This is a genomic window from Pseudomonas sp. 1 R 17 (genome assembly GCF_900067035.1).
GTDB classification, from domain to species: Bacteria; Pseudomonadota; Gammaproteobacteria; order Pseudomonadales; family Pseudomonadaceae; genus Aquipseudomonas; species Aquipseudomonas marginalis.
On record NZ_FKLB01000044.1, the window covers coordinates 123883 to 150000 of the forward strand.

Consider the following 26118-nt stretch of genomic DNA (forward strand, 5'->3'; position numbering starts at 1 on the left):
TTTATTCGCCCGCAGCGCCCGAGGCATCGGCCGCACTGCGTTTGCGCTTGGTGCCGCTGCGACGACGCTTCTTCGGCCCTGCGCCTTCGCCATCACCCTTGCTGCCGAGGTCGCGAATCATGTCGCGGCGTTGGCTGTCATTGGCATCCTGGTAGTCGGTCCACCATTCGCCCAGGCCGTCGGTCTGCTCACCGGCGCTTTCGCGCAGCAGCAGGAAGTCGTAGCCGGCACGGAAGCGCGGGTTGTCCAGCAGCAGGTCGGCGCGCTTGCCGCTGCGGCGCGGCAGACGTTCCTGCATGTCCCAGATCTCGCGGATCGGCATCGTGAAACGTTTCGGGATAGCAATGCGCTGGCACTGTTCGGCGATCAGCTCGTGAGCGGCTTCCTGCATGGCCGGGATCGGCGGCATGCCACGTTCCTGCAGACGCAGTACGCGCTTGGGCAGGGCCGGCCACAACAGGGCGGCAAACAGGAACGCCGGCGTGACCGGTTTGTTCTGCTTGATGCGCAGGTCGGTATTGATCAAGGCTTCGCTGATCAGCGTGTGGGTATAAGTCGGGTTGTACTCCAGTGCTTCGGCGCTGGCCGGGAACAGTGGGTCGAACAACTGCAAGTCGACCAGCATTTCGAAGGTGTCGGCGGCGTAGCCGGAGAGGAACAGCTTGAGCACTTCTTCGAACAGACGCGCGGACGGGATTTCCCGCAGCATCGGTGCCAGCTCGCGTATCGGTGCGGCGGTGTGTTTCTCGATACCGAAGTTGAGCTTGGCGGCGAAGCGCACGGCCCGCAGCATGCGCACCGGGTCTTCCTGATAGCGCTGCGTCGGGTCGCCGATCAGGCGGATCAGGTTATTGCGGATATCGTGTACGCCATTGGCGTAATCGAGGATGCGTTCGCTGACCGGGTCGTAATAGAGGGCATTGATGGTGAAGTCGCGGCGCTGTGCGTCTTCTTCCAGGGTGCCATAGACGTTGTCGCGCAGGATGCGCCCGCTCTCGTTGCGGGAGGACTGATTGGTGTCTTCCTCTTCATCGTTTTGCGGGTGGCCGGCACGGAAGGTCGCGACCTCGATGATTTCGCGACCAAAGTGGATGTGCACCAGCTTGAAGCGGCGACCGATGATTCGCGCATTGCGAAACTCGGCACGCACTTGCTCAGGCGTGGCACTGGTGGCGACGTCGAAATCCTTAGGCGTGATATTGAGCAGCATGTCGCGTACGCAACCGCCCACCAGGTAGGCCTGGTAACCGGCGTTCTGCAACCGTTCGACGATATTCACCGCATAACGGCTGAATTGAGCGCGCTGCAACGAATGCTGGCTGCTGTTGAGCACTTCAGGCGTGCTGCGTTTGTGTTGCGTACGACGCAAGGGAGAACGGAATGACTGGAACAACTTCTTCAGCATGGGATGCACTGTTTGAAGGAATGTTCGGCCATAACGAAGAATGACCGCATGATGGGCGGGGATTCTAGCATTTAGTCAGGGGATGGTGTAGGAACAAGCTTCGGCGTTGCGCCATAAGCCTTAAATCGTCAAATCCCGGAAACTACAAGGGGAGCCGAAGCTCCCCCAGAAGTAGTTGCGTGCTCTATTTTTATTATTGATTTCGGGCTTCTTGTTTTTGTTGATCGCCCTCGCCATGAAGCTTCACCTTCATGACCCTCCCAATCGGGAGTCAAGAGCAAACGGATTGCTTTGGTCGCTGTGTTGCTGATCTACGATCCAACCAGTTCAGGCTCTGCCTTAGGGCAGTTTTTGTTGTTCTCGGCCTGGTTGCGGGGCAAGCCCCAAATGCAACGCCTCTCCAAAAGAATCAGTTAGCTGCGCCTCCGCCGTGTTGTTTTTGTTATGCGTGAGTCGATTCGTCTTATTTTTATTGTCTTGTACAAAGCTTGTTATTGTTTTTGTACTAAGCATATAGCAGGGTGCGTGCCAACTTTTGCGACGCCCAGCAAAACCGGGGGGTTGAGGTGTTTTTTGGTTTTTGACGGGCGAAAAAAAGCCGGGGCTTCGTTACCGTAAGCCCCGGCTTTTGTTACGCGAAATATCCGCGGTAACAGTTTTTTCACATCTGAGGGTGTTACCTGTGGAGGCGCACCCTCAGCTTTCGCTGGCCACCCCGGTCTTGCGCCGTGGAATGCCCAGGCGCTGGCGGCGTTCCCACAGGCACTTGCGGCTCACGCCCAGCTTGCGTGCCAGCTCGGTCTCGGTCATGTGGTCCTGATGCTCAAGGACGAAATGCTGGAAGTAGTCTTCCAGTGACAAATCTTCCGTCGGCTCATGGCTGGTATTGCTGGCGCCGCCCTGTGTCGGGGCCAGGCCAATGAAATCGTCATCCTCCAAGTCACTGAGCTCAATGTCGATACCCAGCAGCTCGGCGGAAATTTCCGGGCTTTCCGACAGGATCACTGCACGCTCGACCGCATTCTCCAGTTCCCGCACGTTACCCGGCCACGAGTAATGCCGAATCGCCTGCTCGGCGTCCGGCGCGAACGTCAGGTCGGTACGGTTGATGCGCGCACTCTGGCGCAGCAGGAATGCGTTGGCGATCTCATTCACGTCGGCACCGCGCTCACGCAGGGCCGGCAATTTGAGCGCGATCACGTGCAGGCGGTAATACAAGTCTTCACGGAATTGACCGATCTTGGCCAGGCTCTTGAGGTCGCGGTGGGTGGCCGCGATCAGGCGTACGTCAACCTTCTGCGATTGCACCGAGCCTACACGTCGAATCTCACCTTCCTGCAGCACACGCAGCAGTCGCGCCTGGGCCTCCAGCGGCAACTCACCGATTTCATCAAGGAACAACGTCCCGCCGTCCGCCGCTTCCACCAGGCCCGCACGCCCAGCGCTGGCGCCGGTAAAAGCGCCTTTCTCGTGGCCGAACAGTTCGGACTCGATCAGGGATTCGGGGATCGCCGCACAGTTCACCGAAATCATCGGCGCCTTGGCGCGTTTGGACAGGTTGTGCAGGGCGCGGGCCACCAGTTCTTTACCGGTGCCTGACTCGCCCTGGATCAATACATTGGAGTCGGTGGGCGCGACCTTACGGATCTTGCCGTACAGGTCCTGCATCGGCGGGCAGGAGCCAATGATGCCGATTTCGCCGTTGCTGTTGTCGACTCCCGGTTTGTCGGCGCCGTTGGTGGCCTTGCCGGCGGGGCGCTGTTCGGCAGGCGCGCTGCTGGCAGACTGGCGGTCGCGCAGGATGCGGGCCACGGCCTGGAGCATTTCATCGTGGTCAAACGGCTTGGCAATGTAGTCCACCGCGCCCATTTTCATGGAATCAACCGCCGAGCGCAGGCTGGCATAGCTGGTCATGATCAGCACCGGGGTGCCCTGGCCAAGCTTGATCAGCTCGGTGCCCGGTGCGCCGGGCAGGCGCAGGTCACTGACAATCAGGTCGAACGTGGGGATGCTGAAACGCTCTTGTGCTTCCTGCACCGAGCCGGCTTCGCTGACCTGGTATTGATTACGTTCAAGCAGGCGACGCAAGGCAGAGCGGATAATGGTTTCGTCTTCGACGATCAAAATGTGCGGCATTGATTCAATTCTCTCGACGGTCTCAGTTCACAGCGGACGTCGCTTCGACATGACGCGGCAAGGTCACCCGAATACGGGTGCCGCGTTGGCTTTCGGTGTCAGCCGGGCTGTCGATGGTGATTTGTCCATAATGCTCTTCAACGATGGAATAGACCAGTGCAAGGCCCAGACCGGTACCTTCACCCGGGTCCTTGGTGGTGAAGAAGGGTTCGAACAATCGGTCCATGATGTTCTGTGGAATACCGCTGCCTTCATCTTCGACGATCAGATCGACGGTATGTTCGAAAGCCTCGGTCTTGACGCGTACCGCACCACCGGCCGGGGTTGCGTCACGGGCGTTGGACAGCAGGTTGATCAGCACTTGGGCCAGGCGTTGTGAGTCGCCGTCGACCCAATGGTCGGGGTCGCACAAGTTGAAGAACTGTACTTCGAAATTGCGCCGGTTCAAGGCGAGCAGCCCAATGGCATCCTGGGCCACTTCGGCCAGGCATACGGCCTCATCCAGATTCTGATGGCCGCCGGCATGGGCAAAGCTCATCAGCGACTGCACGATGCGCGAGACGCGTTTGGTCTGTTCGAGGATCTGGCCGCTGATTTCGATGATTTCGCCGTCTTCCTCACGCTCTTCCCGCAGGTTTTGCGCGAGGCAGGCGATACCGGTGATCGGGTTGCCGATTTCGTGGGCCACGCCCGCTGCCAGGCGACCAATGCTGGCCAGGCGCTCGGAGTGCACCAGCTTGTCCTCGAGCATCTGGGTTTCAGTCAGGTCTTCGACCAGCAGAACCAGGCCGCTGTTACCGGGGGCCAACGGTTCATCGATCGCGGCTTTGTGCAGGTTGAGCCAGCGGGTCTGGCCGTCGAGGGCCAGGTGCTGTTTGTGCAAGTGCTCGTCGGGCAGGTTGATAAAGCCCTGGAGCAGTTCTTTCCATGGATCGCCCAGGGTATTCAGGCGCGAGCCCACCACCCGTTGCGCGGCGATGCCGGTGAGTTCTTCCATGGCCTTGTTCCACATCAGGATCTCTTGATCCTTGGCTAGGGAACACACGCCCATCGGCAGTTCCTGCAGGGTCTGGCGATGGTAACGGCGCAAGGCGTCGAGTTCGGCAGCCAGGCCGGTGAGGCGCGAGTGGTAATCCTCCAGCCGGCTCTCGATGAAATGGATGTCTTCGGTGACGTAGTTTTCGCCGCCGGCCTTGTAGGGCAGGAAGGTTTCCACCATGTCCTGGGACACGCTGGGGCCCATCAGGCCGGACAGGTTGGCTTCGATGCGGTCGCGCAGGCGACGCAGCGCATACGGGCGGCGCTCGTCAAAGGGCAGGTACAGATCGCGCAGCGCCTGCTCGACTTCCTTCTGAGCCGCCTTGGCGCCGAGGGGCTTGGCCAGTTGCGTGGCGAATTCCTGGGGCGAGGCCGCGTGCAGTTCGCGGCGTTGCGGGCGACGCACGTTATCCACCGCGCACGCCTCGGCGGCGCTGGTCTCTTCCGGGCTGGCATTGGTGAACAGTGAGATCAGGGTGAACATCAGTACGTTGGCGGCCAGCGAGGCAATCGCCGCCATGTGCCAGCTGGTGTCGTCCAGCACGTAGATCATGTTCAGCAGCGGAATGTAGAAACCCTGCAGGTTGCCGACCAACGGCAGCAGCATGGTGACGATCCATACCAGGATCCCGGCCAGCAGCCCGGCGATAAACCCACGGCGATTGGCGGTCGGCCAGTACAGCACCGATAGCACCCCCGGCAGGAACTGCAAGGTGGCGACAAACGCGACAATGCCCAGGTTGGCCAGGTCTTGCCCGGCGCCGAGCAACAGGTAGAACCCGTAGCCGGCCATGATGATCGCGACGATGAGTGCGCGGCGCGTCCATTTCAGCCAGCGGTAGATATTGCCTTCGGCGGGCGGCTGGTACAGCGGCAGCACCAGGTGATTGAGGGCCATGCCCGAAAGGGCCAGCGTCGTGACGATAATCAGCCCGCTGGCAGCAGACAAACCGCCGACATACGCCAGCAGCGCCAACGCCGGGCTATTGGCGGCGATACCGATACCCAGGGTGAAATACTCGGGGTTGGTGGTAGCCCCCAGTTTCAGGCCGGCCCAGAGGATCAGCGGCACCGCAAGGCTCATCAACAGCAGGAACAGCGGCAAGCCCCAGCTGGCGCTGACCAGCGAGCGCGGGTTGAGGTTCTCGGTGAAGGTCATGTGGTACATGTGCGGCATTACGATCGCCGAGGCGAAGAACACCAGCAACAGCGTGCGCCATGGGCCTTCCTGCAGCGGCGTGTGCAGGGCGGCGAGGGCGGTCTGGTTTTGCAGCAGCCACAGCTCCAGCTGTTGCGGGCCGTCGAACACGCCATAGAGCGCGTAGAGGCCGACGCCGCCGATGGCGATCAGCTTGATCACCGATTCGAACGCAATCGCAAATACCAGCCCTTCGTGTTTCTCGCGGGTGGCGATGTGGCGTGAGCCGAAGAAAATCGTAAACAGGCTGATCAGCGCACAGAACGCCAGGGCGACCCGGTGTTGCACCGGCTCGCGGGTCAGGATGCTGATGGAGTCGGCCACCGCCTGGATCTGCAGGGCCAGCAAGGGCAGCACGCCGATCAGCATGAATACCGTGGTCAATGCCCCGGCCCACGTGCTGCGGAAGCGGAAGGCGAACAGGTCGGCCAGGGACGACAGCTGATAGGTGCGAGTAATTTTCAGGATCGGGTACAGCAGCACCGGTGCCAGTAGGAATGCACCTGACACCCCCAGGTAGCTGGAGAGAAAGCCGTAGCCGTATTGATAGGCCAGGCCGACGGTGCCATAGAACGCCCAGGCGCTGGCGTACACGCCGAGGGACAAGGTGTAGGTCAACGGATGGCGAATGATCGCCCGCGGAATCATTCCGCGCTCACTGATCCAGGCGACGCCAAACAACGCGGCCAGGTAGGCGGCGCTGATCAGCAGCATCTGAGTGAGGCTAAAGCTCATCGGCATCTTTTTGGCTCTGCAGGATGAAGGTCACGACGATCAGGATCAGCCACAGCAGATAGGGGCGATACCAGGCGCCCGTGGCGTCGATCCACCAATCCATGATGGCGGGGGAAAACAGGTAGATCCCGACGACCAGCAGCAGGACCAATCGATAGATGTACATGTTGGCCTTTGATTGAGAGTGCGGTAATGCAACGGTTTTCTGTAGGAGCGAGCTTGCTCGCGAAGGGCGCTAACCTAAACGCGTACATCCTGGATAAACGTGTTGCCTGGGAGTTTTTCGCGAGCAAGCTCGCTCCTACGCGATGGTAACGGATGGCTGGCAGGCTGCAAGCGCCTTCAGCGTAATTGCGCTTCGGCCAGGGTCAGTGTGCGTGGGATCCTGCTGGCATCCCAGTGCACAATGCCCCAATCCAGCAACTCCCGTGGGCTGGCATGAAGCAGTTCGTCGCCAGGCTGCTGGCCAAGGGCGCGCAGGGCTCTCAATAGCAGCGGCGTGGCCTGGTCGGGATTCAGCGGCGGGGAACGATAGGATTTGCCCAGCTTGTTACCGTCCGGCTGGACGATCAACGGTACGTGCAGATAGCGCGGCTGGCGCAGGCCCAGCAACTCCTGCAGGTACAGTTGGCGTGGCGTGGAGTCGAGCAGGTCGGCGCCGCGCACGATATCGGTAACCCCTTGCCAGGCATCGTCGAGCACCACGGCCAGTTGATAGGCGTAGAGGCCATCGCGGCGACGGATGACGAAGTCGCCGACGTCACGGCCCAGGTGTTGTCGGAATTCTCCTTGTGCGCGGTCAGTAAAGTGGTACTCCAACTCGGGAACACGCAGGCGGATGGCTGCGTCCTGCTGGTCGTGACCGGCATTTCGGCACAGGCCTGGGTAAATCCCGTCGTAGGGCTCCAATTGTTTACGTGAACAGGTACAGGCGTAGGCCAGGCCGTGGTTGAACATATCGTTCAGTACCTTGGCGTAGGCGTCATGCCGCTCGCTTTGTCGGACCAGTTCGCCATCCCACTCAAAGCCGTAGCTCTCCAGGGCATGCAGGATTGCCGCCTGGGCGCCGGGCTCTTCGCGGGGAGGGTCGAGGTCTTCCATGCGCATCAGCCAGCGGCCTTGATTGGCGCGGGCATCGAGGTAGGAGGCGAGGGCGGCGACCAGGGAACCGAAGTGCAAATGGCCGCTGGGCGTGGGGGCGAAACGCCCGATATAGGTAGAGGCAGTCATGGGCCGGATACTACTGGAAAATCGGTAAATCCCAGAAACAAAAATGGGGCGTTCGCACGCCCCATTCGTTCAGCTCGGCTGGATCACTTGCCGACCTGTTTTTCCTTGATTTCAGCCAAGGTCTTGCAATCTACGCAGAGGTCCGCAGTAGGACGGGCTTCCAGGCGACGGATACCGATCTCGACACCGCAGGATTCGCACCAGCCGTATTCTTCGTCTTCGATCAGTTGCAACGTCTTGTCGATTTTCTTGATCAGCTTGCGCTCGCGATCACGGGCGCGCAGTTCTAGGGCGAACTCTTCTTCCTGGCTGGCACGGTCTGCCGGGTCCGGGAAGTTGGCCGCTTCATCCTTCATATGGTCAACCGTGCGGTCGACTTCCTGCATCAAGTCCTGCTTCCACTGCTTCAGGATTTTGGAGAAGTGCTCGCGCATGGGCTTGCCCATGTATTCCTCACCCTTCGATTCAACGTAGGGTTGGAAGCCGCTGATGCTCTGTTGCTTTGCTTGGGTGGACATGAATAGACCGCCTCTCACTCTTCTAATCCATTGCGCAGGATTGCAACGTCACCGACACCTGCCGGCCCTGCGGCTGCAAGCGGGCGAACTTACCAGATAGATTCAGGGTGCGCCACTCCCGGTTGTCGACGCCCGTCACGCAGGGGTTGCCAACTGCAGCAGCCCGCTGTGGCTGGGTATACATCGTCTCGAATGTTGATTTTAGTCGTTTTGCAAGCGCTTGCCGGGTTCATCTTGGACGGCCAGGCAGGCAATAGAGCATGTTTTACCGCGAGGGTTCGGTAGAATCCTGATTTTGTCCTCACCGTTAAGGAAGGCTAATGGCTCAGCCCTACAGTGCGCGCAGTCGCGCCATCGAACCTTTTCATGTCATGGCGTTGCTGGCGCGAGCCAATGAGTTGCAAGCGGCAGGCCATGATGTGATCCACTTGGAGATCGGCGAGCCGGATTTCACCACGGCTGAGCCGATCATCAAGGCGGGTCAGGCGGCGTTGGCCAATGGCAAGACCCGCTATACCGCGGCCCGTGGCCTGCCGGAATTGCGTGAAGCCATCAGCGGTTTCTACCAGCAGCGCTACGGATTGAACGTCGATCCCGAGCGCATCCTGATCACCCCAGGGGGCTCCGGCGCACTGTTGCTGGCCAGCAGTCTGTTGGTGGACCCCGGCAAGCATTGGCTGCTGGCAGACCCGGGTTACCCGTGTAACCGGCACTTCCTGCGCCTGGTGGAAGGTGCCGCGCAACTGGTGCCGGTAGGCCCTGACGTGCGTTATCAACTGACCGCTGACCTGGTGGCCAAACACTGGGATCAGGACAGCGTGGGCGCGTTGGTTGCCTCCCCGGCGAATCCCACCGGCACGATCCTCACGCGTGATGAATTAGCCGGGCTTTCCGACGCAATCAGGGCGCGTAACGGCCATCTGGTGGTGGATGAGATCTATCACGGCCTGACCTACGGCACTGACGCCGCCAGCGTGCTGGAGGTCGACGATGAGGCCTTCGTCCTGAATAGTTTTTCGAAGTATTTCGGCATGACCGGTTGGCGCCTGGGCTGGCTGGTGGCGCCGCCGGCTGCGGTCGGCGACCTGGAAAAACTGGCGCAAAATCTTTATATCAGCGCGCCCAGCATGGCCCAACATGCGGCGCTCGCCTGTTTTACCCCGCAGACCCTGAGCATTTTGGAGGAGCGCCGTGCCGAATTTGGCCGGCGTCGCGATTTCCTGCTGCCCGCCTTGCGCGAGTTGGGCTTCGGGATTGCCGTAGAGCCGGAAGGTGCGTTCTATTTGTATGCCGATATCAGTGCGTTCGGCACAGATGCCTTCGCATTTTGTCGTCATTTCCTAGAAACCGAGCATGTCGCCTTTACCCCCGGTCTGGATTTTGGCCGCTATCAAGCGGGCCATCATGTGCGCTTTGCCTACACGCAAAACCTTGATCGACTACAGGAGGCGGTGGAACGAATCCAGCGTGGCCTGCGGAGCTGGCAAGGCTGATGCGTTTTTATCCTCCCCTCGAAGAAGGCCGGCTGATTCGCCGCTATAAGCGCTTTCTCACCGATATCGAAACCGTTACCGGCGAGTTGTTGACTATTCACTGCCCAAATACCGGTTCGATGCTCAATTGCATGGTGGAAGGCGGGCAGGTCTGGTTCAGTCGCTCCAATGACCCCAAGCGCAAGTTGCCCGGCACCTGGGAAATTGCCGAAACGCCCCAGGGCCGCTTGGCGTGCGTTAACACGGCACGCGCCAATCCGTTGGTCGAGGAGGCGTTGCGCGCTGGCGTGATCACTGAACTCAACGGTTTCACCGCGTTGAAGCGGGAAGTGCCTTACGGCCAGGAGAAAAGCCGCATCGACTTTCGTCTCGAATATCCCGACGGCGCGGCGTATGTGGAAGTCAAAAGTGTCACGCTGGGGTTTGATGGCACCAGGGTTGCCGCTTTCCCCGATGCGGTGACCCAGCGTGGCGCCAAGCACCTGCGGGAACTGGCGCATCTGGCGCGTGAAGGTGTGCGGGCGGTGCAGTTGTATTGCGTCAACCTCTCGGGGATTGACGCGGTGCGCCCGGCGCTGGAAATCGATGCTGCCTACGGTGCGGCCTTGCGCGAGGCTAAAGCTGCCGGGGTGGAAGTGTTGGCGTATGGGGTGCGCGTGACGTCCGAGGAGATTTGCGTGGACCGTCGTTTAGACGTGCTGCTCGACTAGAGATCCACCCACAGGCCCTGCGCGTCTTCGCGACCGCGCAGGGCCTTGAGGCTTGTACCTGCGCATGGGCCGGCAATGCACTCGCCGCTTTCGATCAGGAACAGCGCGCCATGGGTAGCGCACTGGATCAGGCTGGCGCTGTCGTCTAGGAACCGGTCGGGTTGCCACTCCAGTGGAATGCCGCGATGTGGGCAGCGGTTGATATAGAAGTAGGCGATGCCGTCCCGGCGTACCGCCAGCAGCGGGGTGCCATCCATCGTAAAACCGAGGCTGCTGTTGGGCGCGAGCATGTCCGAGGGGCAGAGAAACTTCATTTCAATCCTTAAGTGCCTTGACGTTCAAATGCAAACAATTATCAAATGCCGGCTTCGCCCGTTAGCTGACTGGGTGCTCAGTTCGATGTCCGGCAGGGGTTATCTGTCACATCGATGAGTGCTCGAAAGGCCCTGCCCTTTGGAAGGAAACCCTGTTATGCGCCTGAGTGCCAGCGCTATTGCGCTTGTTGTCGGACTGCTGGTCAACCATGGGGCGCAAGCCTCTGAACTGCCACAACGCTGGGTGAGTGCCGGTGGGGCGCTGTCGGAATGGGTCACGGCGTTGGGCGGTGAGCCGAAGTTGGTTGGCGTGGACACCACCAGCCAGCATCCTGAATCGCTCAAGGCGTTGCCAAGTATCGGCTATCAGCGGCAATTGTCGGCCGAAGGCATTCTCAGCCTGCGCCCACAGGTGCTGGTGGGGACTGAAGAGATGGGGCCGCCGCCGGTGCTGGCGCAGATTCGCAGTGCGGGCGTCCAAGTGGAAATGTTCTCGGCGCAGCCGGATTTGCCGACTTTGAAGGGTAATCTTCAGCACTTGGGTAAGTTGCTGGGAGATGAGGCCAAGGCCAGTGAATTGTTTACCGCATATGAACAGGCGCTTGATCAGCAGAAAAGCTGGGTCGCCAAGGCACGGGCCTCGCAGAAGGCACCTGGCGTGTTGCTGCTGATCGGTCATGCTGGCGGCAAGCCGCTGATTGCCGGTAGGGACACGGCGGGCGATTGGGTGTTGCAGCAGGCCGGCGGGCGTAACCTGGCCACGCACAGCGGTTACAAGCCGTTTTCGGTGGAGTCGTTGGCGGGGTTGAGCCCGGATATGCTGGTATTTGCCGACCGCGCCCTCACGGGGGACGCGGCGCGCGCGGCGTTGTTCAAGGAGAATCCGATCCTGGCTTCGACGCCGGCGGCCAAGCGTGGCCGCGTGTTCGAGCTTGACCCGACCCTGCTGGTTGGCGGGCTCGGGCCTCGTCTGCCGCAAAGTCTTGTGAAGCTCTCGGCTGGCTTTTATCCGTCACAGGCTAAACCCGCCCCATGACCATTCTGGTTAAACCGAAAACGCTGTTCATCGGGCTGGCGCTGTTATGCCTGTTGGCGACCTGGCTTTCGTTGGCGTTGGGGCCGGTGAGCTTGCCGCTGCTGGATACGCTCAAGGCGGCATTGCGCTTGATGGGCGTGCCGATAGAGGCGCAAGGCCTGGAACAGGCTGAGTTGATCCTGGGGCAGATTCGTTTGCCGCGTACGTTGCTCGGTTTGGCGGTTGGCGGCGTATTGGCGTTGTCGGGCGTGGCCATGCAAGGGTTGTTTCGTAACCCGTTGGCCGATCCGGGGTTGGTCGGGGTTTCCAGCGGGGCGGCACTGGGGGCGGCAATCGCCATTGTCGGCGGTGCATTTTTTGGTGGGTTACCGGAGGCATTCGGGCCTTATGTGCTGTCGCTGTGCGCGTTTCTAGGCGGGCTGGGCGTGACCGCGCTGGTTTATCGACTGGGGCGTCGTAACGGTCAGACCAATGTGGCGACGATGCTGCTTGCCGGCATTGCCCTCACTGCACTGGCAAGCTCGGCGGTGGGCCTGTTCACCTACCTGGCGGACGACGCCACCCTGCGTACCCTGACGTTCTGGAACCTTGGCAGCCTCAACGGCGCGAGCTATTCGCGGTTATGGCCCTTATTGCTGGTCAGTGCCGGTGTGGCGCTCTGGTTGCCGCGCCGGGCCAAGGCATTGAATGCGCTGTTGCTCGGTGAATCCGAAGCCAATCACCTGGGTATTGATGTTGAAGGGCTCAAGCGCGAGTTGGTGTTCTGTACCGCATTAGGTGTAGGTGCTGCGGTGGCTGCGGCGGGCATGATTGGTTTTGTCGGGCTGGTGGTGCCGCATCTGGTCAGGTTGCTGGCCGGGCCTGATCACCGCGTGCTGCTGCCGGCGTCGATATTGGCGGGCTCGAGTTTGTTGCTGTTTGCCGACTTGGTTGCGCGACTGGCCTTGGCACCGGCTGAATTGCCGATTGGTATCGTGACTGCGTTTATTGGCGCGCCGTTTTTTCTTTACCTGTTGTTACGGGGGCGTGCCTGATGCTGCGTGTTGAAGACCTGCAGATCCGGCGTGGCCACAAGGTCGTGCTGGCGGACGTCACTCTGGAGTTGCTGCCGGGTGAAGTGATCGGTGTGCTGGGTCCCAATGGCGCGGGTAAGAGTACGTTGCTGGGGGCGTTGTGCGGTGAGTTGCATCCGGATCAGGGCGAGGTGTGGTTGGGGCAGCAGGCGTTGAAAGATTGGAGCGGACCGCAGCGCGCGCAGCGGCTGGCGGTGTTGCCACAAACCTCGACCCTGGACTTCGCGTTCCGTGTCGAAGAGGTGGTCGGCATGGGCCGTTTGCCCCACCAGGCGGGGCGTGTGCGCGATGATGAAATTATCCACGCAGCCTTGCTGGCGGCAGACGTCGCACACTTGAAAGGTCGCAGTTACTTGGCGCTGTCTGGCGGCGAGCGTCAACGTGTGCACTTCGCGCGGGTGCTGGCGCAATTATGGCCAGGTGAGTCGGGGCAGACATTGCTGCTGGATGAGCCGACATCGATGCTGGACCCCCTGCATCAGCACACGACCCTGCAAGCGATCCGCCGCTTTGCCGATCGTGGTGCAGCGGTGCTGGTGATCCTCCATGACCTGAACCTGGCTGCGCGCTACTGTGATCGCATTTTGCTGCTGGAGCAGGGCCGTCCCCACGCCTTGGATACACCGGCGCAGGTGCTGCGGCCCGAGCCGCTTAAGGCCGTGTTTGGTTTGGAAGTATTGGTTCAGCCGCACCCGGAGCGTGGGCATCCGTTAATCATTGCTCGCTGAGGCGTGCTTTTTCACAGGCAAAAAAAGACCCGGCAAAAGCCGGGTCAAATAACCGTGATTAGCCTGATGAGGAGATAATCTGAGAGTCCGAACCAATGGTCTTTCAGTTATCGGCTGATCTCGCGACCAGTTGTGATAATCATAACGATTCTCATTTGAGAGTCAACAGTTGTTTTTGAAGGATCTGCGGTTTTCCTCAAACGTCCGTTCGAAGTGCGCGTAAACATTGGGCCTTGCCGACGACCTAGCTCTTCTGACGCGCTGAAATGGCATCCAGCTGGCGGTTCAACGCCTCCTTACGCTCGACCGGAATGTCATTCCAGTGCACGTCCATCAGGGCCCCTTCGATCGCATAGAGCAACACTTTTGATGCGCGAAACCCGCGAGTCCTGACGGCTCGATACGCATCGACCGCTCCCAGGCGACGCAAGTCGGATGCACTGTGGATGCCCACCGCATGCAGCCACTGCGCTGACGTCTTGCCAAGGTTTTTCAGGTGTTGCAGCTCATCGTTCATCAAGCCTCCTTGCGACGGCCGAATGGTGCGGTGGGTATCGTGACCAGGCAGGCCTGAACAGCAGTGTAGCGCTCAGTAGGAAAAGCGTAGTTCTTTGGTCCGAAACGGCCAAAAAGCTTATAAGAATGGCGCGGGGATTTTGACGCTGGGCAGGCGTGAAGCACCCGCTACGCGTTGCGCGTAGTCGGGCTTGGATCGAATGTTACTTGGTGCGGTAGCGCAGGCGAGTGCCGAAATTGACCGACATGAGGATCTCATCGGCAGTCAATTCAGGCGGGAAGTAGGTGCCCGAAATCTGCGCATGGGCCAGGCTGGCGCCTTCCATTGAGCAGTCGCGCAAATCCAGGCCGCGCAAGTCGGCGGAGCGGAAATACGCGTCGGTGAAGTCCACGCCGGTGGCGTTCAGGTCGCGCAAGTCCAGCCCACGGAAGTCGCCGCCGCGCATGTCGATAATGCCGCCTGCCGGGCGTGCCTGATTGAAGCCACGAATATCGTCTTTATGCAGGAGTGCGTAGAGCGGTGTATCTAGAAGCTTGGGCTGACTCATGAAAACGACTCCTGTTGGATTTATGACGCCATTATAGTGCCACTATTTCTTGGGCGTGCGTCCAAGTAGACGACACGCCCAAGAAATTTTTCTTACAGGCCTGGCAGGCGCTGGCGAATTTGTGCGACCAACGCATCGAGGGTTCCACTTTGGTTGGTCTCGACGCGTTTACTCAGCAACAGTTCTTCGGCGGTCAGTGGGTCACGGTTGGCCTGTTGTTCTTCGATAACGCTCAGGGTCGCGTCGGATGGATCGTTTTTGTCGGCCTGACGTTGCGCCAACCAACTGGTGATAACCGCCTGTGGCGCGTTGCAGTCCAGGATCAGGAACGGCGCCCCCGTGGCTTCGGCCACCTTGGCTGCGGCGTCGCGTTGTTCGCGTTTGAGGAAGGTGGCATCCACTACTACCGGGAAGCCGGCGCGCAGCACGGTATCCGCGATGTCATTCAAGCGAGCGTAGGTCCTGGCGCTGGCGTCGGATGCATAGATGCCGGCCTGGGGCGTGTTTTCCACCTGCTGCTCGCCGAACATGCGCTTGCGCTCCACGTCCGAGCGCAGGCGTACAGCGCCCAATGCTTCCACCAGGCGCATGGCCACGTGGCTTTTGCCCACTGCCGAGACGCCATGGGTAATTGCCAGGAAGCGCGATGGAATGGTGCTGTAGCTTTCTGCCAGGTTGGCGTAGTTGCGGTATTGGCGCAGGGTCGTGGCGCGCTGCACCGGGCTTGCCTCGCTCGGCATGCTGAACAGCGCCACCTTGGCACGTACCAGGGCGCGGTAGGCTTTGTAGAAGTTCAGCACTTCAAGGCCCTGATAGTCACCGGTCAGTTCCAGGTACTGGCTGATAAAGCGCCGCGCCAGGGACTTGAGGCCGCGGTCTTCCAGGTCCATGGCCAGGAAAGCGGTGTCGGCGTACACATCGGTGAAGCGAAACGGCTCGTTGAACTCGATGCAGTCGAAGATCACCACGTTGCCGTCAATCAAGGTGGCGTTGCCGAGGTGGATGTCACCGTGGCACTCGCGGGTGAAACCGTCGAGCTTGCGCTGTGCCAGCAGCGGTTTCAGGCGCTCGAAGCTGCTTTCGGCCCAGGCTTGCAGGGCTTCCAGTTGAATCAGGTCGGCCTTGTCGCTGAGGAATGGGCGGATCTGGTCGAAGTTCTGCCGTACCGGCGCCATCACTTCATCGGGGGTGCCGGCCGCGTGGTCCTGCGGCACTTTTGGTGCGGCGAGGTGAAAGCGTGCGATCTGCCTGGCCATTTCATCGATGTGCGTGGCGGTCAATTCGCCATTGGCTTGCAGGGTGCTGAGCAGTTGGCTTTGCGGGAACTGACGCATCTTCAGGGCATATTCGATCACCGGGCCGTCGCCGCCCAATTGTGGGGCTTCGGCAGTGCCGGTAATCGGCAACACTTCCAGATACAGATCCGTTGTCAGGCGTTGGTTGAGGCGCAGCTCTTCGTTGCAGAAGTGCCCGCGTTTCTCCAGGTCGGTGAAGTCCAGGAACCCGAAGTTCATCGGTTTTTTCAATTTATAAGCGTAGGGGCCGGTCAAGATGACCCATGAAATATGCGTTTCGATGACTTGGAACGCTTCAACCGGATGAGGGTACAAAGCCGGGTTTTGCAGGGCTGCGATCAGTGACTGGCTCACGGGCGATCCTTCAGAGTCGGGGGGAAATCATGGCGCGCATTATGGCTGCTACGGGCGGTCGTGCAAACCGCTGTCCGGCTCATGTTGATCATCAATAAAGTGCGTATAATCCGCCGCCATGACTCGAACCCGATCTCCCCGTTCCCGTAAAAAACCTCCTTCCCGCGGCCTGCGCCCATGGCTTGGCTGGGCGCTCAAGCTCGGCCTGGTAGGCCTTGTGGTGCTCGCTGGCTTTGCGGTCTACCTCGACGCTGTGGTCCAGGAGAAGTTCTCCGGCAAGCGCTGGACTATCCCGGCCAAGGTGTACGCCCGCCCGCTGGAACTGTTCACCGGCCAGAAGCTGAGCAAGGATGACTTCCTCACCGAACTCGACGCCCTGGGCTATCGACGCGAACCCGTGAGCAATGGTCCGGGGGCGGCTGCGGTCAGCGGCAACACCGTCGACCTCAATACCCGCGGCTTTCAGTTCTATGAAGGCCTGGAGAAAGCCCAGCCTGTGCGCGTGCGCTTCTCCGGCGACTACGTGGCCGAACTGTCCTCCCTTAACGGTTCGAAGTTGCCGGTGGTACGCCTGGAACCGCTGATGATCGGCGGGATTTACCCGAAGAACCTTGAAGATCGCATCCTGATCAAGCTTGATCAGGTGCCGCCGTATCTACTGGAAACGTTGGTGGCTGTAGAGGACCGCGACTTTTATAGTCACTGGGGCGTTTCGCCGAAGTCGATTGCCCGTGCTGTCTGGGTGAATACATCCGGAGGCAGGATGACCCAGGGCGGCAGTACGCTGACCCAGCAGTTGGTGAAGAACTTCTACCTGACCAACGAGCGCAGCCTGACCCGTAAGCTCACCGAAGCCATGATGGCGATGCTGCTCGAGCTGCACTACAGCAAGCAGGAGATCCTTGAGGCGTACCTCAACGAGGTATTCGTCGGCCAGGATGGTCAGCGCGCGGTGCACGGCTTCGGTTTGGCCAGCCAGTTCTTTTTCGGTCAGCCGCTGTCGGAGTTGAAGCTGCATCAAGTGGCCTTGTTGGTGGGCATGGTCAAGGGGCCTTCCTACTACAACCCGCGTCGCAATCCGGAGCGTGCGCTTGAGCGCCGTAACCTGGTGCTCGATGTGCTTGAACAGCAAGGCGTTGCCACGGCGGAACAAGTGGCCGCGGCGAAGAAAATGCCACTGGGTGTGACAACCCGCGGGAAGTTGGCGGACAGTTCATTCCCAGGCTTTATCGATCTGGTAAAGCGCCAGTTGCGTGAAGACTACCGCGACGAAGACTTGACCGAAGAAGGCCTGCGGATCTTCACCAGTTTCGACCCGATCCTGCAGATGAAGGCAGAAGCGTCGGTCAACGACACCTTCAAGCGCCTGACGGGCCGTAAGGGCGCCGACGAAGTAGAAGCCGCCATGGTGGTGACCAACCCGGAAACCGGTGAAGTCCAGGCCATGATCGGCAGTCGTCAGGCCAGCTTTGCCGGTTTCAACCGCGCACTGGATGCCGTGCGGCCGATCGGCTCGCTGGTCAAGCCGGCGGTCTACCTGACGGCGCTGGAAAAGCCGAGCAAATACACCCTCACCAGCTGGCTGTCGGATGATCCACTGTCGGTCAAAGGAGGGGACGGCCAGGTCTGGACGCCGCAGAACTTTGATCGCCGCTCCCACGGCACGGTGTTCCTGTACCAGGGCTTGGCCCATTCCTACAACATTTCCACGTCCCGGCTCGGCTTGGAGGTTGGCGTGCCGAATGTCCTCAAGACACTCGCGCGCCTGGGCATCACCCGCGAATTCCCGGCTTTCCCGTCGATTCTGCTGGGTGCCGGTGCCATGACGCCGATTGAAGTGGCGACCATGTACCAGACCCTCGCCAACGGTGGCTTCAACACCCCGATGCGCGGGATCCGCAGTGTACTGACGGCGGAGGGGGAGCCGCTCAAGCGCTATCCTTTCCAGATTCAGCAGCGTTTCGATGCGGGCTCCATCTATCTGATCCAGAACGCCATGCAGCGTGTGATGCGTGAAGGTACCGGCAGCTCGGTCTATAAAGTCTTGCCTTCCAACCTGACACTGGCGGGCAAGACCGGTACCAGTAACGACTCCCGTGACAGCTGGTTCGCCGGTTTCGGCCAGGATGTGCTCGCCGTGGTGTGGCTGGGCCGTGACGACAATGGCAAGACACCATTCACCGGCGCCACTGGCGCATTGCAGGTCTGGACCAGTTTCATGCGCAAGGCCGACCCGCTGCCGCTGAACATGCCGCAGCCGGATAACATCGTGCAGGCCTGGATTGATCCGCATACCGGCCAGGGCTCCGATGCCAACTGTCCGGGCGCGGTGCAGATGCCGTATATTCGCGGCAGCGAACCACCAGCCGGTGCTGCGTGCGGTGGCGGAGCCCCTGCAGATGCGGAATCGGTGATGGATTGGGTCAAGGGCTGGATGAATTAAGCAAAGAGGGTTTCAAGTGAACAAGTGGTGGATTCCAGCTATTACAGCTCTGGCTTTGCTCGGCGGTTGCTCCAGCGTGCAGCGCGGCTCTATTCCTGTGGTGGATTCGAGTACAGCTGTCTCCAATAATGACCGGATATCGGCCAATGGCGGTTTCCGCCAAACCGTGACCAACCGTCCGGCCCAGGCCAGGCCTCAGGCCGTGCCGCAGGATTCGGGTGTGGTCGTGATGGTGCCGGGCGGCGGTGCAGCTACCTCGGCGCCAATCAGTGCCGAGCCTTGGACGCCTGGGCCAAGCACCTCCGGGCCGATCGATTCCGCGCCGATGCAGACCGCGCCGATCAACCAGGGTACCTACACCATGCCGTCGACGCCGAGCGGCATTCCATCGTCCTCCAGCGCTGGCGGTTTGTCAGCCGACGAGCAATTGGATGGCCCGGTGCTGGCGTTGCTGACCACTGCCCAGCAACAGCAGGCGGGGGGGGATTTGAATGGTGCATCGTCGAGCCTTGAGCGGGCCCAGCGTGTTGCGCCCCGTGAACCGCAAGTGTTGTATCGCCTTGCCCAGGTACGCATGGCCCAGGGCGATGCGCCGCAGGCTGAGCAATTTGCCCGTCGTGGCCTGACCCTGGCCAACGGTCGTCCTGATCTGCAAGCCAGTCTGTGGGCTTTGATTGGTGATGCGCGCGCCGCACAAGGTGACGCCACCGGCGCTGCCCAGGCTCGGCAAAAAGCCAAGGTCAGCCTCTGATGGATGCTCGGTTTCCAGCGATTGCCGAACAGTTATTGCTGATCGAGCGCGAATTGCGCGTGCAGGGCTGGTGGGACGAAGTGTCCCCCAGCACCGAGGCGCTCAGCAGCGTCGAGCCGTTTGCGGTCGACACACTGGACTTCCACCAGTGGTTGCAATGGATCTTCCTGGTGCGCATGAAACAGATTCTCGAAGAGGACCTGCCGTTGCCCAATGCGTCAGGCATTCTCGAAATGGCCGAGATGGTCTATGCCGATCGGCCTCAGGAGAGTCTTGGTTTACGTAACGCGCTGAAAAAGTTCGATCAACTGATCGTCGACGCTCGTTAATTGCCTGGCTGCCGGTTTTTTCGGCAGTCTTGCGCACATTTCTACCGCTTGACGACATTCAGGCGAGTTTTATCCCTCCTCAAAGCCCTTTCTTCTACGTTCTCATGCGCTTAGTTGGAAAAAAGCGCAATTATTGCTTGACTTGAGAGGCCTGAAACAGAAGAATCCAAAGTCCGCTGTATCGGGACTGCCAGAAGCAGGCCCGCTCAGCAGATCATGAGGCGCACATCCGCGCCGACCTGTTACACCCGCAACGCGTTACCTCGCGCTGGGTGGGAAAAGCCCGCAACACTTGGGACGATCCCAATACTTGCTCAGTCAGTGCTGACGTAGTCGGCGACCACCGTCGCTCATGCTCTGTTGAGAAGTAAACCTATTAAGACCCGTCGGTTTTAAACGGACGGTATTCTGGCGTTTTAGAGGTGAACAACGTGGAGCTTTTATCTGGCGGTGAGATGCTCGTCCGCTTTTTGCGTGACGAAGGCGTCGACTATATCTACGGGTACCCAGGTGGTGCTCTGCTGCATGTTTACGACGCACTGTTCAAGGAACCGGCTGTTACCCACATCCTGGTTCGCCACGAACAGGCCGCGACCCATATGGCTGACGGTTATGCCCGTGCCACCGGTAAAGCCGGTGTGGTACTGGTAACGTCCGGTCCAGGCGCAACCAATGCCATTACTGGCATCGCGACTGCTTATATGGACTCCATCCCGATGGTGATCATTTCCGGCCAGGTGCCAAGCACCATGGTGGGGACCGATGCGTTCCAGGAAACCGACATGATCGGTATCTCCCGGCCGATCGTGAAACACAGCTTCATGATCAAGCATGCGTCGGAAATCCCGGACGTCATGAAAAAGGCCTTCTACCTCGCGCAGTCCGGTCGCCCGGGGCCTGTCGTGGTCGATATCCCGAAAGACATGACCAACCCGGCTGAAAAATTCGAATACGTTTTCCCGAAGAAAGCCAAGCTGCGTTCCTACAGCCCGGCCGTTCGTGGGCACTCGGGCCAAATCCGCAAGGCGGCAGAAATGCTCCTGGCGGCCAAGCGTCCCGTGTTGTACTCGGGTGGTGGCGTGATCCTGGGCGGCGGTTCTGCACCGCTGACCGAACTGGCCAAGCTGCTCAACCTGCCGGTCACCAACACCCTGATGGGCCTCGGCGCATTCCCGGGTACGGACCGTCAGTTCGTGGGCATGCTGGGCATGCACGGCAGCTACACCGCCAACCTGACCATGCACCATGCCGACGTGATCCTGGCAGTGGGCGCACGTTTCGATGACCGCGTGATCAATGGCGCGAGCAAGTTCTGCCCGAATGCCAAGATCATCCATATCGACATCGACCCGGCGTCCATCTCCAAGACCATCAAGGCCGACGTGCCGATTGTAGGTCCTGTTGAAAGTGTATTGACCGAAATGGTTGCTGCGCTCAAGGACATCGGTGAGACGCCGAACAAGGAATCCGTTGCCAGTTGGTGGAAGCAGATCGACGAATGGCGCGGTGACCGCGGCCTGTTTCCTTACGACAAGGGTGACGGCAGCATCATCAAGCCACAAACCGTGATCGAGACCCTCTGCGAAGTGACCAAGGGCGACGCCTTTGTGACCTCCGATGTGGGCCAGCACCAGATGTTCGCCGCGCAGTATTACAAGTTCGACAAGCCTAACCGCTGGATCAACTCCGGTGGCCTGGGCACGATGGGCTTTGGTTTCCCAGCAGCTATGGGTGTGAAACTGAGTTTCCCGGACTCTGACGTCGCGTGCGTCACCGGTGAAGGCAGCATTCAGATGAACATCCAGGAACTGTCGACGTGCCTGCAGTACGGTCTTCCGGTGAAAATCGTGTGCTTGAACAACGGTGTGCTGGGTATGGTTCGTCAGTGGCAGGACATGAGCTACGGTAGCCGTCACTCCCATTCCTACATGGAATCGCTTCCGGATTTCATCAAGTTGGTTGAAGCCTATGGCCACGTCGGCATTCGCATCACTGATCTGAAAGATCTGAAGCCGAAGATGGAAGAGGCGTTCGCCATGAAGGACCGCCTGGTGTTCCTCGATATTCAAGTGGATACCAGCGAGCACGTCTACCCGATGCAGATCAAAGACGGCTCCATGCGCGATATGTGGCTGAACAAGACGGAGCGTACTTAATCATGCGGCACATTATCTCCCTGCTTCTGGAGAACGAACCCGGCGCTCTGTCTCGTGTTGTCGGCCTGTTTTCGCAACGCAACTACAACATCGAAAGCCTGACCGTGGCCCCGACCGAAGACCCGACCCTGTCGCGCCTGACGTTGACCACCGTGGGCCACGATGAGGTGATCGAGCAGATCACCAAGAACCTCAACAAGCTGATCGAAGTGGTCAAGTTGGTCGACCTGTCGGAAAGCGCCCACATCGAGCGCGAGCTGATGCTGGTTAAGGTTAAGGCCACGGGTGCTCAACGTGCCGAGATCAAGCGCACTACCGATATTTATCGCGGGCAGATCGTCGATGTGAGCGCCAGTGTTTATACCGTTCAACTGACCGGTACGAGCGACAAGCTGGACAGCTTCATCCAGTCGATCGGGACGGCCTCGATTCTGGAAACGGTACGCAGTGGTGTCACCGGGATTGCCCGTGGCGACAAAGTACTCAGCATCTAACCCAAATTAGCGAATGGCCTTACGGCCTGGATATATAGAGGAACCTCATGAAAGTTTATTACGATAAAGATTGTGACCTGTCGATCATCCAGGGCAAGAAAGTCGCCATCATCGGCTACGGCTCCCAGGGGCACGCGCAAGCTTGCAACCTGAAAGACTCCGGCGTTGACGTGACTGTTGGCCTGCGTAAAGGCTCGGCCACCGTTGCCAAAGCCGAAGCTCACGGCCTGAAAGTGACTGACGTTGCTTCCGCCGTTGCTGCAGCCGACCTGGTCATGATCCTGACCCCGGACGAGTTCCAGTCCGCGCTGTACAAGAACGAAATCGAGCCGAACATCAAAAAGGGCGCCACCCTGGCCTTCTCCCACGGCTTCGCGATCCACTACAACCAGGTTGTACCGCGCGCTGACCTCGACGTGATCATGATTGCGCCGAAAGCACCGGGCCACACCGTACGCTCCGAGTTCGTCAAAGGCGGTGGTATCCCTGACCTGATCGCGATCTACCAGGATGCTTCGGGCAATGCCAAGAACGTTGCGCTGTCTTACGCTGCCGGCGTAGGTGGCGGTCGTACCGGCATCATCGAAACCACCTTCAAGGACGAGACCGAAACCGACCTGTTCGGCGAGCAGGCCGTTCTGTGCGGCGGTACCGTTGAGCTGGTTAAAGCCGGTTTCGAAACCCTGGTTGAAGCTGGCTACGCGCCGGAAATGGCCTACTTCGAATGCCTGCACGAACTGAAGCTGATCGTTGACCTCATGTACGAAGGCGGTATCGCCAACATGAACTACTCGATCTCCAACAACGCCGAATACGGCGAGTACGTGACTGGCCCGGAAGTGATCAACGCCGAGTCCCGCCAAGCTATGCGCAACGCCCTGAAACGTATTCAGGACGGCGAGTACGCCAAAATGTTCATCAGCGAAGGTGCTACCGGCTACCCTTCGATGACCGCCAAGCGTCGTAACAACGCTGCTCACGGTATCGAAGTCATCGGCGAGCAACTGCGCTCCATGATGCCGTGGATCGGTGCCAACAAGATCGTCGACAAAGCCAAAAACTAAGTCGTACGTATCAACAGAAAACGCGGCTTAGGCCGCGTTTTTTCGTTTGAGGGGCGGGTTCTGGTATAAAGCTGCATCGTTTGCGGGCGAACACTCGCCGCAAGTATTGGTCGAATTTTTTTCACACCGTTGCAAGGTAAAGTCCATGAGCGAACGTCCCGAAGAGCCAAGCCAGGCTTCTGACGCCGAAAGCCTGCTACCGATCGATGAACATGTCGAAGAAGGGCATGACGCTGAAGGCCGTAAGGTCCGGCATCGTGGCATCTATTTGCTGCCCAATCTGTTCACTACGGCAAACCTGTTTGCCGGGTTCTATTCCATCATCAACTCAATGAGTGCCCAAAGTGCCCTGGCGGCGGGTGATGCGGCGAGCGCCAGCAAGTATTTCGGCTTTGCTGCCATCGCAATCTTTGTGGCCATGGTGCTGGACGGCCTTGATGGTCGCGTGGCGCGCATGACCAACACCCAAAGCGCCTTCGGTGCCGAGTATGACTCGCTATCGGACATGGTTGCCTTTGGTGTTGCGCCTGCACTGCTGGCCTTCGCCTGGGCGCTGGGGGACATGGGCAAGGTTGGTTGGATGGTCGCCTTCATCTATGTCGCGGGTGCGGCGTTGCGTCTGGCGCGCTTCAATACCCAGGTGGGTACTGCTGACAAGCGTTACTTCATTGGTCTGGCCAGTCCGGCGGCAGCGGGTGTGGTCGCGGGTATCGTCTGGGCGTTCAGTGACTACGGCATCCAGGGTTCAAAAATGTCGTTCCTGGTGGCGTTGATGGTTGCTGCGGCCGGTATGCTGATGGTCAGCAACATCAAGTACAACAGCTTCAAGGAGCTTGATCTCAAAGGGCGTGTGCCTTTCGTGGCGATCCTGGCAGTGGTATTGGTGTTCGCGGTGGTCTTCAGTGATCCTCCTCGGATCCTGCTATTGGCCTTCCTGGTCTACGCCGCTTCGGGGCCGATTCAGTACTTGCTGCATATGCGTCGGGACAAAACGTTGCCTTAATGTAATTTCCCCCATACTCCGCAGTCTATTGGTGCATCAGTTCTCCAATGCTGCGGAGTTGCCATGTTAATCAAATTGCCCAAAGCGTCCGATTGCCAAGAATCGGATGTCACGCCTGAATCCTTCTACCTTTCTCGCCGTAGCTTGCTCGGTGGTGCGCTTGCCAGCATTGCTGCCAGCAGCCTGCCGCGTTGGGCCAGTGCTGACGAGGCCGCGCGTTATCCCGATGTTGAGCCTGGCAAGGCGCCCAATTGGTTTGCCGAAAAATTGCCGGCAACGAAATGGCAGGCGGTGACGGTCAAGGATGAGCCCATCACCCCGTTCAAGGACGCAACCCACTACAACAACTTCTACGAGTTCGGTACAGACAAGGGCGATCCTGCGAAAAATGCGGGCTCGCTCAAGACCGAGCCCTGGAGTGTGGTGATCGATGGTGAGGTCGCAAAGCCGGGGCGTTACGCCCTTGAAGACTTTATGAAGCCCTATCAATTAGAAGAGCGGATCTACCGTTTACGCTGTGTCGAGGCGTGGTCGATGGTCATCCCGTGGATGGGTTTTCCGATCTCTGCCTTACTCAAGCAGGTTGAGCCGACCTCCAAGGCCAAATACATCCGCTTTGAAACCCTCCAGGATGCCAAGAGCATGCCTGGGCAGCGTTCGAGTTTTGGCTTGATCGACTGGCCTTATGTAGAAGGGCTGCGTCTGGATGAAGCGATGAACCCTTTGGCGATTCTGGCCGTTGGCATGTATGGGCGCGAGTTGCCCAATCAGAACGGTGCACCGTTACGTCTGGTCGTACCTTGGAAGTACGGTTTCAAGAGCGTGAAATCCATCGTGCGTATCAGTCTTGTAAGCGAGCAGCCCAAAACCACTTGGCAGAGTATCGCGGCGGATGAATATGGCTTCTATGCGAATGTGAACCCTACGGTGGATCATCCCCGCTGGACCCAGGCGCGGGAGCGTCGTCTGCCAAGTGGGCTGTTCAGTCCCAATGTGCGTGAGACGCAGATGTTCAATGGCTACTCGGATGAGGTCGCCTCTTTATATACAGGCCTCGATCTGCGGAAGAACTACTGATGCGTTACCCCATCTGGCGCATTGGCGTTTTTATAGCTGCGGCAGTGTGGCCGTTATTATGGCTGTATGAGGCATGGAGTTTTGCCTTGGGGCCGGATCCGGGCAAGGTGCTGGTTGATCGGCTTGGCCTGGGTACCCTGATCCTCTTGCTGATTACCCTTGGAATGACGCCGCTGCAGAAACTGAGCGGTTGGGCGGGGTGGATCGCGGTGCGCCGGCAGCTTGGATTGTGGTGCTTTGCTTATGTAGTGGCGCATTTAGCGGCTTACTGTGTGTTTGTCCTGGGGCTGGATTGGTCGCAATTGGGTGTGGAGCTGCGTAAGCGGCCCTACATTATTGTGGGGGCGCTGGGGTTCTTGTCTTTGTTTGTGTTGGCGGTGACTTCTAATCGCTATAGCCAACGCCGACTGGGTAGTCGCTGGAAGAAGCTGCATCGGCTGGTGTATGTGATTCTTGGGCTTGGTCTGTTGCACA

24 protein-coding genes (1 of these 24 only partly in view) are annotated in these 26118 nt (G+C 59.5%); 14 read left to right on the forward strand and 10 right to left on the reverse strand.

Going from position 1 to position 26118, the window contains the following annotated elements:
* Window position 1 precedes the first annotated feature (1 nt).
* From BFP99_RS16180 to dksA, 6 genes are all read right to left on the reverse strand, one after another.
* Window positions 2-1405 (reverse strand): polynucleotide adenylyltransferase PcnB, encoded by a 1404-nt coding sequence (locus BFP99_RS16180; RefSeq protein WP_027605381.1) that lies wholly within the window; start codon window positions 1403-1405, stop codon window positions 2-4.
* A 696-nt stretch (window positions 1406-2101) separates the two neighbouring features.
* Window positions 2102-3541, reverse strand: a complete 1440-nt coding sequence (locus tag BFP99_RS16185; protein ID WP_065925302.1) for a sigma-54-dependent transcriptional regulator — start codon at window positions 3539-3541, stop codon at window positions 2102-2104.
* A 22-nt stretch (window positions 3542-3563) separates the two neighbouring features.
* A complete protein-coding gene (locus tag BFP99_RS16190; protein ID WP_027605383.1) occupies window positions 3564-6518 on the reverse strand; it encodes a sensor histidine kinase in 2955 nt (984 codons plus the stop codon).
* A complete protein-coding gene (locus BFP99_RS32885) occupies window positions 6502-6678 on the reverse strand; it encodes a hypothetical protein (RefSeq protein ID WP_003176118.1) in 177 nt (58 codons plus the stop codon). The genes BFP99_RS16190 and BFP99_RS32885 overlap by 17 nt, the downstream gene beginning before the upstream one ends.
* 176 nt (window positions 6679-6854) lie before the next feature.
* Window positions 6855-7742, reverse strand: coding sequence for a tRNA glutamyl-Q(34) synthetase GluQRS (gene gluQRS, locus BFP99_RS16195; protein WP_065947694.1), 888 nt, complete (start codon window positions 7740-7742; stop codon window positions 6855-6857).
* 83 nt (window positions 7743-7825) lie between these two features.
* Complete coding sequence (gene dksA, locus BFP99_RS16200) at window positions 7826-8260, reverse strand: RNA polymerase-binding protein DksA (RefSeq protein WP_005791430.1); 435 nt, start codon at window positions 8258-8260, stop codon at window positions 7826-7828.
* Between the two features lie 320 nt (window positions 8261-8580).
* On the opposite strand from dksA, the gene BFP99_RS16205 reads away from it, so the two are divergent.
* Window positions 8581-9753: a pyridoxal phosphate-dependent aminotransferase gene (locus tag BFP99_RS16205; protein ID WP_065947695.1), complete on the forward strand. Its 1173-nt coding sequence runs from the start codon at window positions 8581-8583 to the stop codon at window positions 9751-9753.
* A complete protein-coding gene (sfsA, locus tag BFP99_RS16210) occupies window positions 9753-10463 on the forward strand; it encodes a DNA/RNA nuclease SfsA (protein ID WP_065925299.1) in 711 nt (236 codons plus the stop codon). The genes BFP99_RS16205 and sfsA overlap by 1 nt, the downstream gene beginning before the upstream one ends.
* Here the strand turns inward: sfsA and BFP99_RS16215 are convergent.
* Entirely contained in the window at window positions 10460-10777 is a 318-nt protein-coding gene (locus BFP99_RS16215; protein WP_065947696.1) for a Rieske (2Fe-2S) protein, read from the reverse strand. The genes sfsA and BFP99_RS16215 overlap by 4 nt on opposite strands.
* A 157-nt stretch (window positions 10778-10934) precedes the next feature.
* Here BFP99_RS16215 and BFP99_RS16220 point away from each other — a divergent pair, with 157 nt between their 5' ends.
* From BFP99_RS16220 to BFP99_RS16230, 3 genes are read left to right on the forward strand one after another with little or no spacing between them, the layout of a single operon-like run.
* Window positions 10935-11813 (forward strand): heme/hemin ABC transporter substrate-binding protein, encoded by an 879-nt coding sequence (locus BFP99_RS16220; protein ID WP_065947697.1) that lies wholly within the window; start codon window positions 10935-10937, stop codon window positions 11811-11813.
* Window positions 11814-11863: 50 nt separating this feature from the next.
* On the forward strand, window positions 11864-12847 hold the full coding sequence (locus BFP99_RS16225; protein ID WP_176719696.1) for a FecCD family ABC transporter permease: 984 nt from the start codon (window positions 11864-11866) through the stop codon (window positions 12845-12847).
* Window positions 12847-13614, forward strand: coding sequence for a heme ABC transporter ATP-binding protein (locus BFP99_RS16230; RefSeq protein ID WP_065925295.1), 768 nt, complete (start codon window positions 12847-12849; stop codon window positions 13612-13614). Before BFP99_RS16225 ends, BFP99_RS16230 begins: the two co-directional genes overlap by 1 nt.
* Window positions 13615-13858: 244 nt before the next feature.
* On the opposite strand, the gene BFP99_RS16235 is transcribed toward BFP99_RS16230, so the two are convergent.
* From BFP99_RS16235 to BFP99_RS16245, 3 genes are all read right to left on the reverse strand, one after another.
* A complete protein-coding gene (locus BFP99_RS16235; RefSeq protein WP_027605391.1) occupies window positions 13859-14131 on the reverse strand; it encodes a TfoX/Sxy family protein in 273 nt (90 codons plus the stop codon).
* A gap of 202 nt (window positions 14132-14333) precedes the next feature.
* The gene (locus BFP99_RS16240; RefSeq protein ID WP_065925294.1) at window positions 14334-14678 is read right to left on the reverse strand and encodes a pentapeptide repeat-containing protein; all 345 of its coding nucleotides are present in this window, start codon (window positions 14676-14678) and stop codon (window positions 14334-14336) included.
* A gap of 92 nt (window positions 14679-14770) precedes the next feature.
* The gene (locus BFP99_RS16245; RefSeq protein ID WP_065947699.1) at window positions 14771-16327 is read right to left on the reverse strand and encodes a bifunctional aminoglycoside phosphotransferase/ATP-binding protein; all 1557 of its coding nucleotides are present in this window, start codon (window positions 16325-16327) and stop codon (window positions 14771-14773) included.
* A 118-nt stretch (window positions 16328-16445) separates the two neighbouring features.
* Here BFP99_RS16245 and mrcB point away from each other — a divergent pair, with 118 nt between their 5' ends.
* The 9 genes from mrcB to msrQ form a co-directional block, all read left to right on the forward strand.
* Window positions 16446-18770, forward strand: a complete 2325-nt coding sequence (mrcB, locus tag BFP99_RS16250; RefSeq protein ID WP_065938262.1) for a penicillin-binding protein 1B — start codon at window positions 16446-16448, stop codon at window positions 18768-18770.
* A 16-nt stretch (window positions 18771-18786) separates the two neighbouring features.
* Window positions 18787-19521 (forward strand): tetratricopeptide repeat protein, encoded by a 735-nt coding sequence (locus tag BFP99_RS16255; protein WP_065947700.1) that lies wholly within the window; start codon window positions 18787-18789, stop codon window positions 19519-19521.
* Window positions 19521-19850: a YqcC family protein gene (locus BFP99_RS16260; RefSeq protein ID WP_065947701.1), complete on the forward strand. Its 330-nt coding sequence runs from the start codon at window positions 19521-19523 to the stop codon at window positions 19848-19850. Before BFP99_RS16255 ends, BFP99_RS16260 begins: the two co-directional genes overlap by 1 nt.
* Window positions 19851-20281: 431 nt before the next feature.
* Complete coding sequence (locus BFP99_RS16265) at window positions 20282-22006, forward strand: acetolactate synthase 3 large subunit (RefSeq protein WP_065925350.1); 1725 nt, start codon at window positions 20282-20284, stop codon at window positions 22004-22006.
* A 2-nt stretch (window positions 22007-22008) separates the two neighbouring features.
* Window positions 22009-22500, forward strand: coding sequence for an acetolactate synthase small subunit (gene ilvN, locus BFP99_RS16270; RefSeq protein WP_003176102.1), 492 nt, complete (start codon window positions 22009-22011; stop codon window positions 22498-22500).
* Window positions 22501-22547: 47 nt separating this feature from the next.
* Entirely contained in the window at window positions 22548-23564 is a 1017-nt protein-coding gene (gene ilvC, locus BFP99_RS16275; protein WP_003176099.1) for a ketol-acid reductoisomerase, read from the forward strand.
* Between the two features lie 145 nt (window positions 23565-23709).
* Window positions 23710-24567, forward strand: a complete 858-nt coding sequence (gene pssA / locus BFP99_RS16280; protein WP_027605398.1) for a CDP-diacylglycerol--serine O-phosphatidyltransferase — start codon at window positions 23710-23712, stop codon at window positions 24565-24567.
* Window positions 24568-24630: 63 nt separating this feature from the next.
* On the forward strand, window positions 24631-25644 hold the full coding sequence (gene msrP, locus BFP99_RS16285; RefSeq protein ID WP_065925289.1) for a protein-methionine-sulfoxide reductase catalytic subunit MsrP: 1014 nt from the start codon (window positions 24631-24633) through the stop codon (window positions 25642-25644).
* Window positions 25644-26118, forward strand: the 5' portion of a protein-coding gene (gene msrQ, locus BFP99_RS16290; protein ID WP_065925288.1) for a protein-methionine-sulfoxide reductase heme-binding subunit MsrQ. 146 nt of this gene lie beyond the right edge of the window; 475 of the gene's 621 nt are visible here — the first part of the coding sequence; its start codon is at window positions 25644-25646; the stop codon falls past the right edge of the window. The genes msrP and msrQ overlap by 1 nt, the downstream gene beginning before the upstream one ends.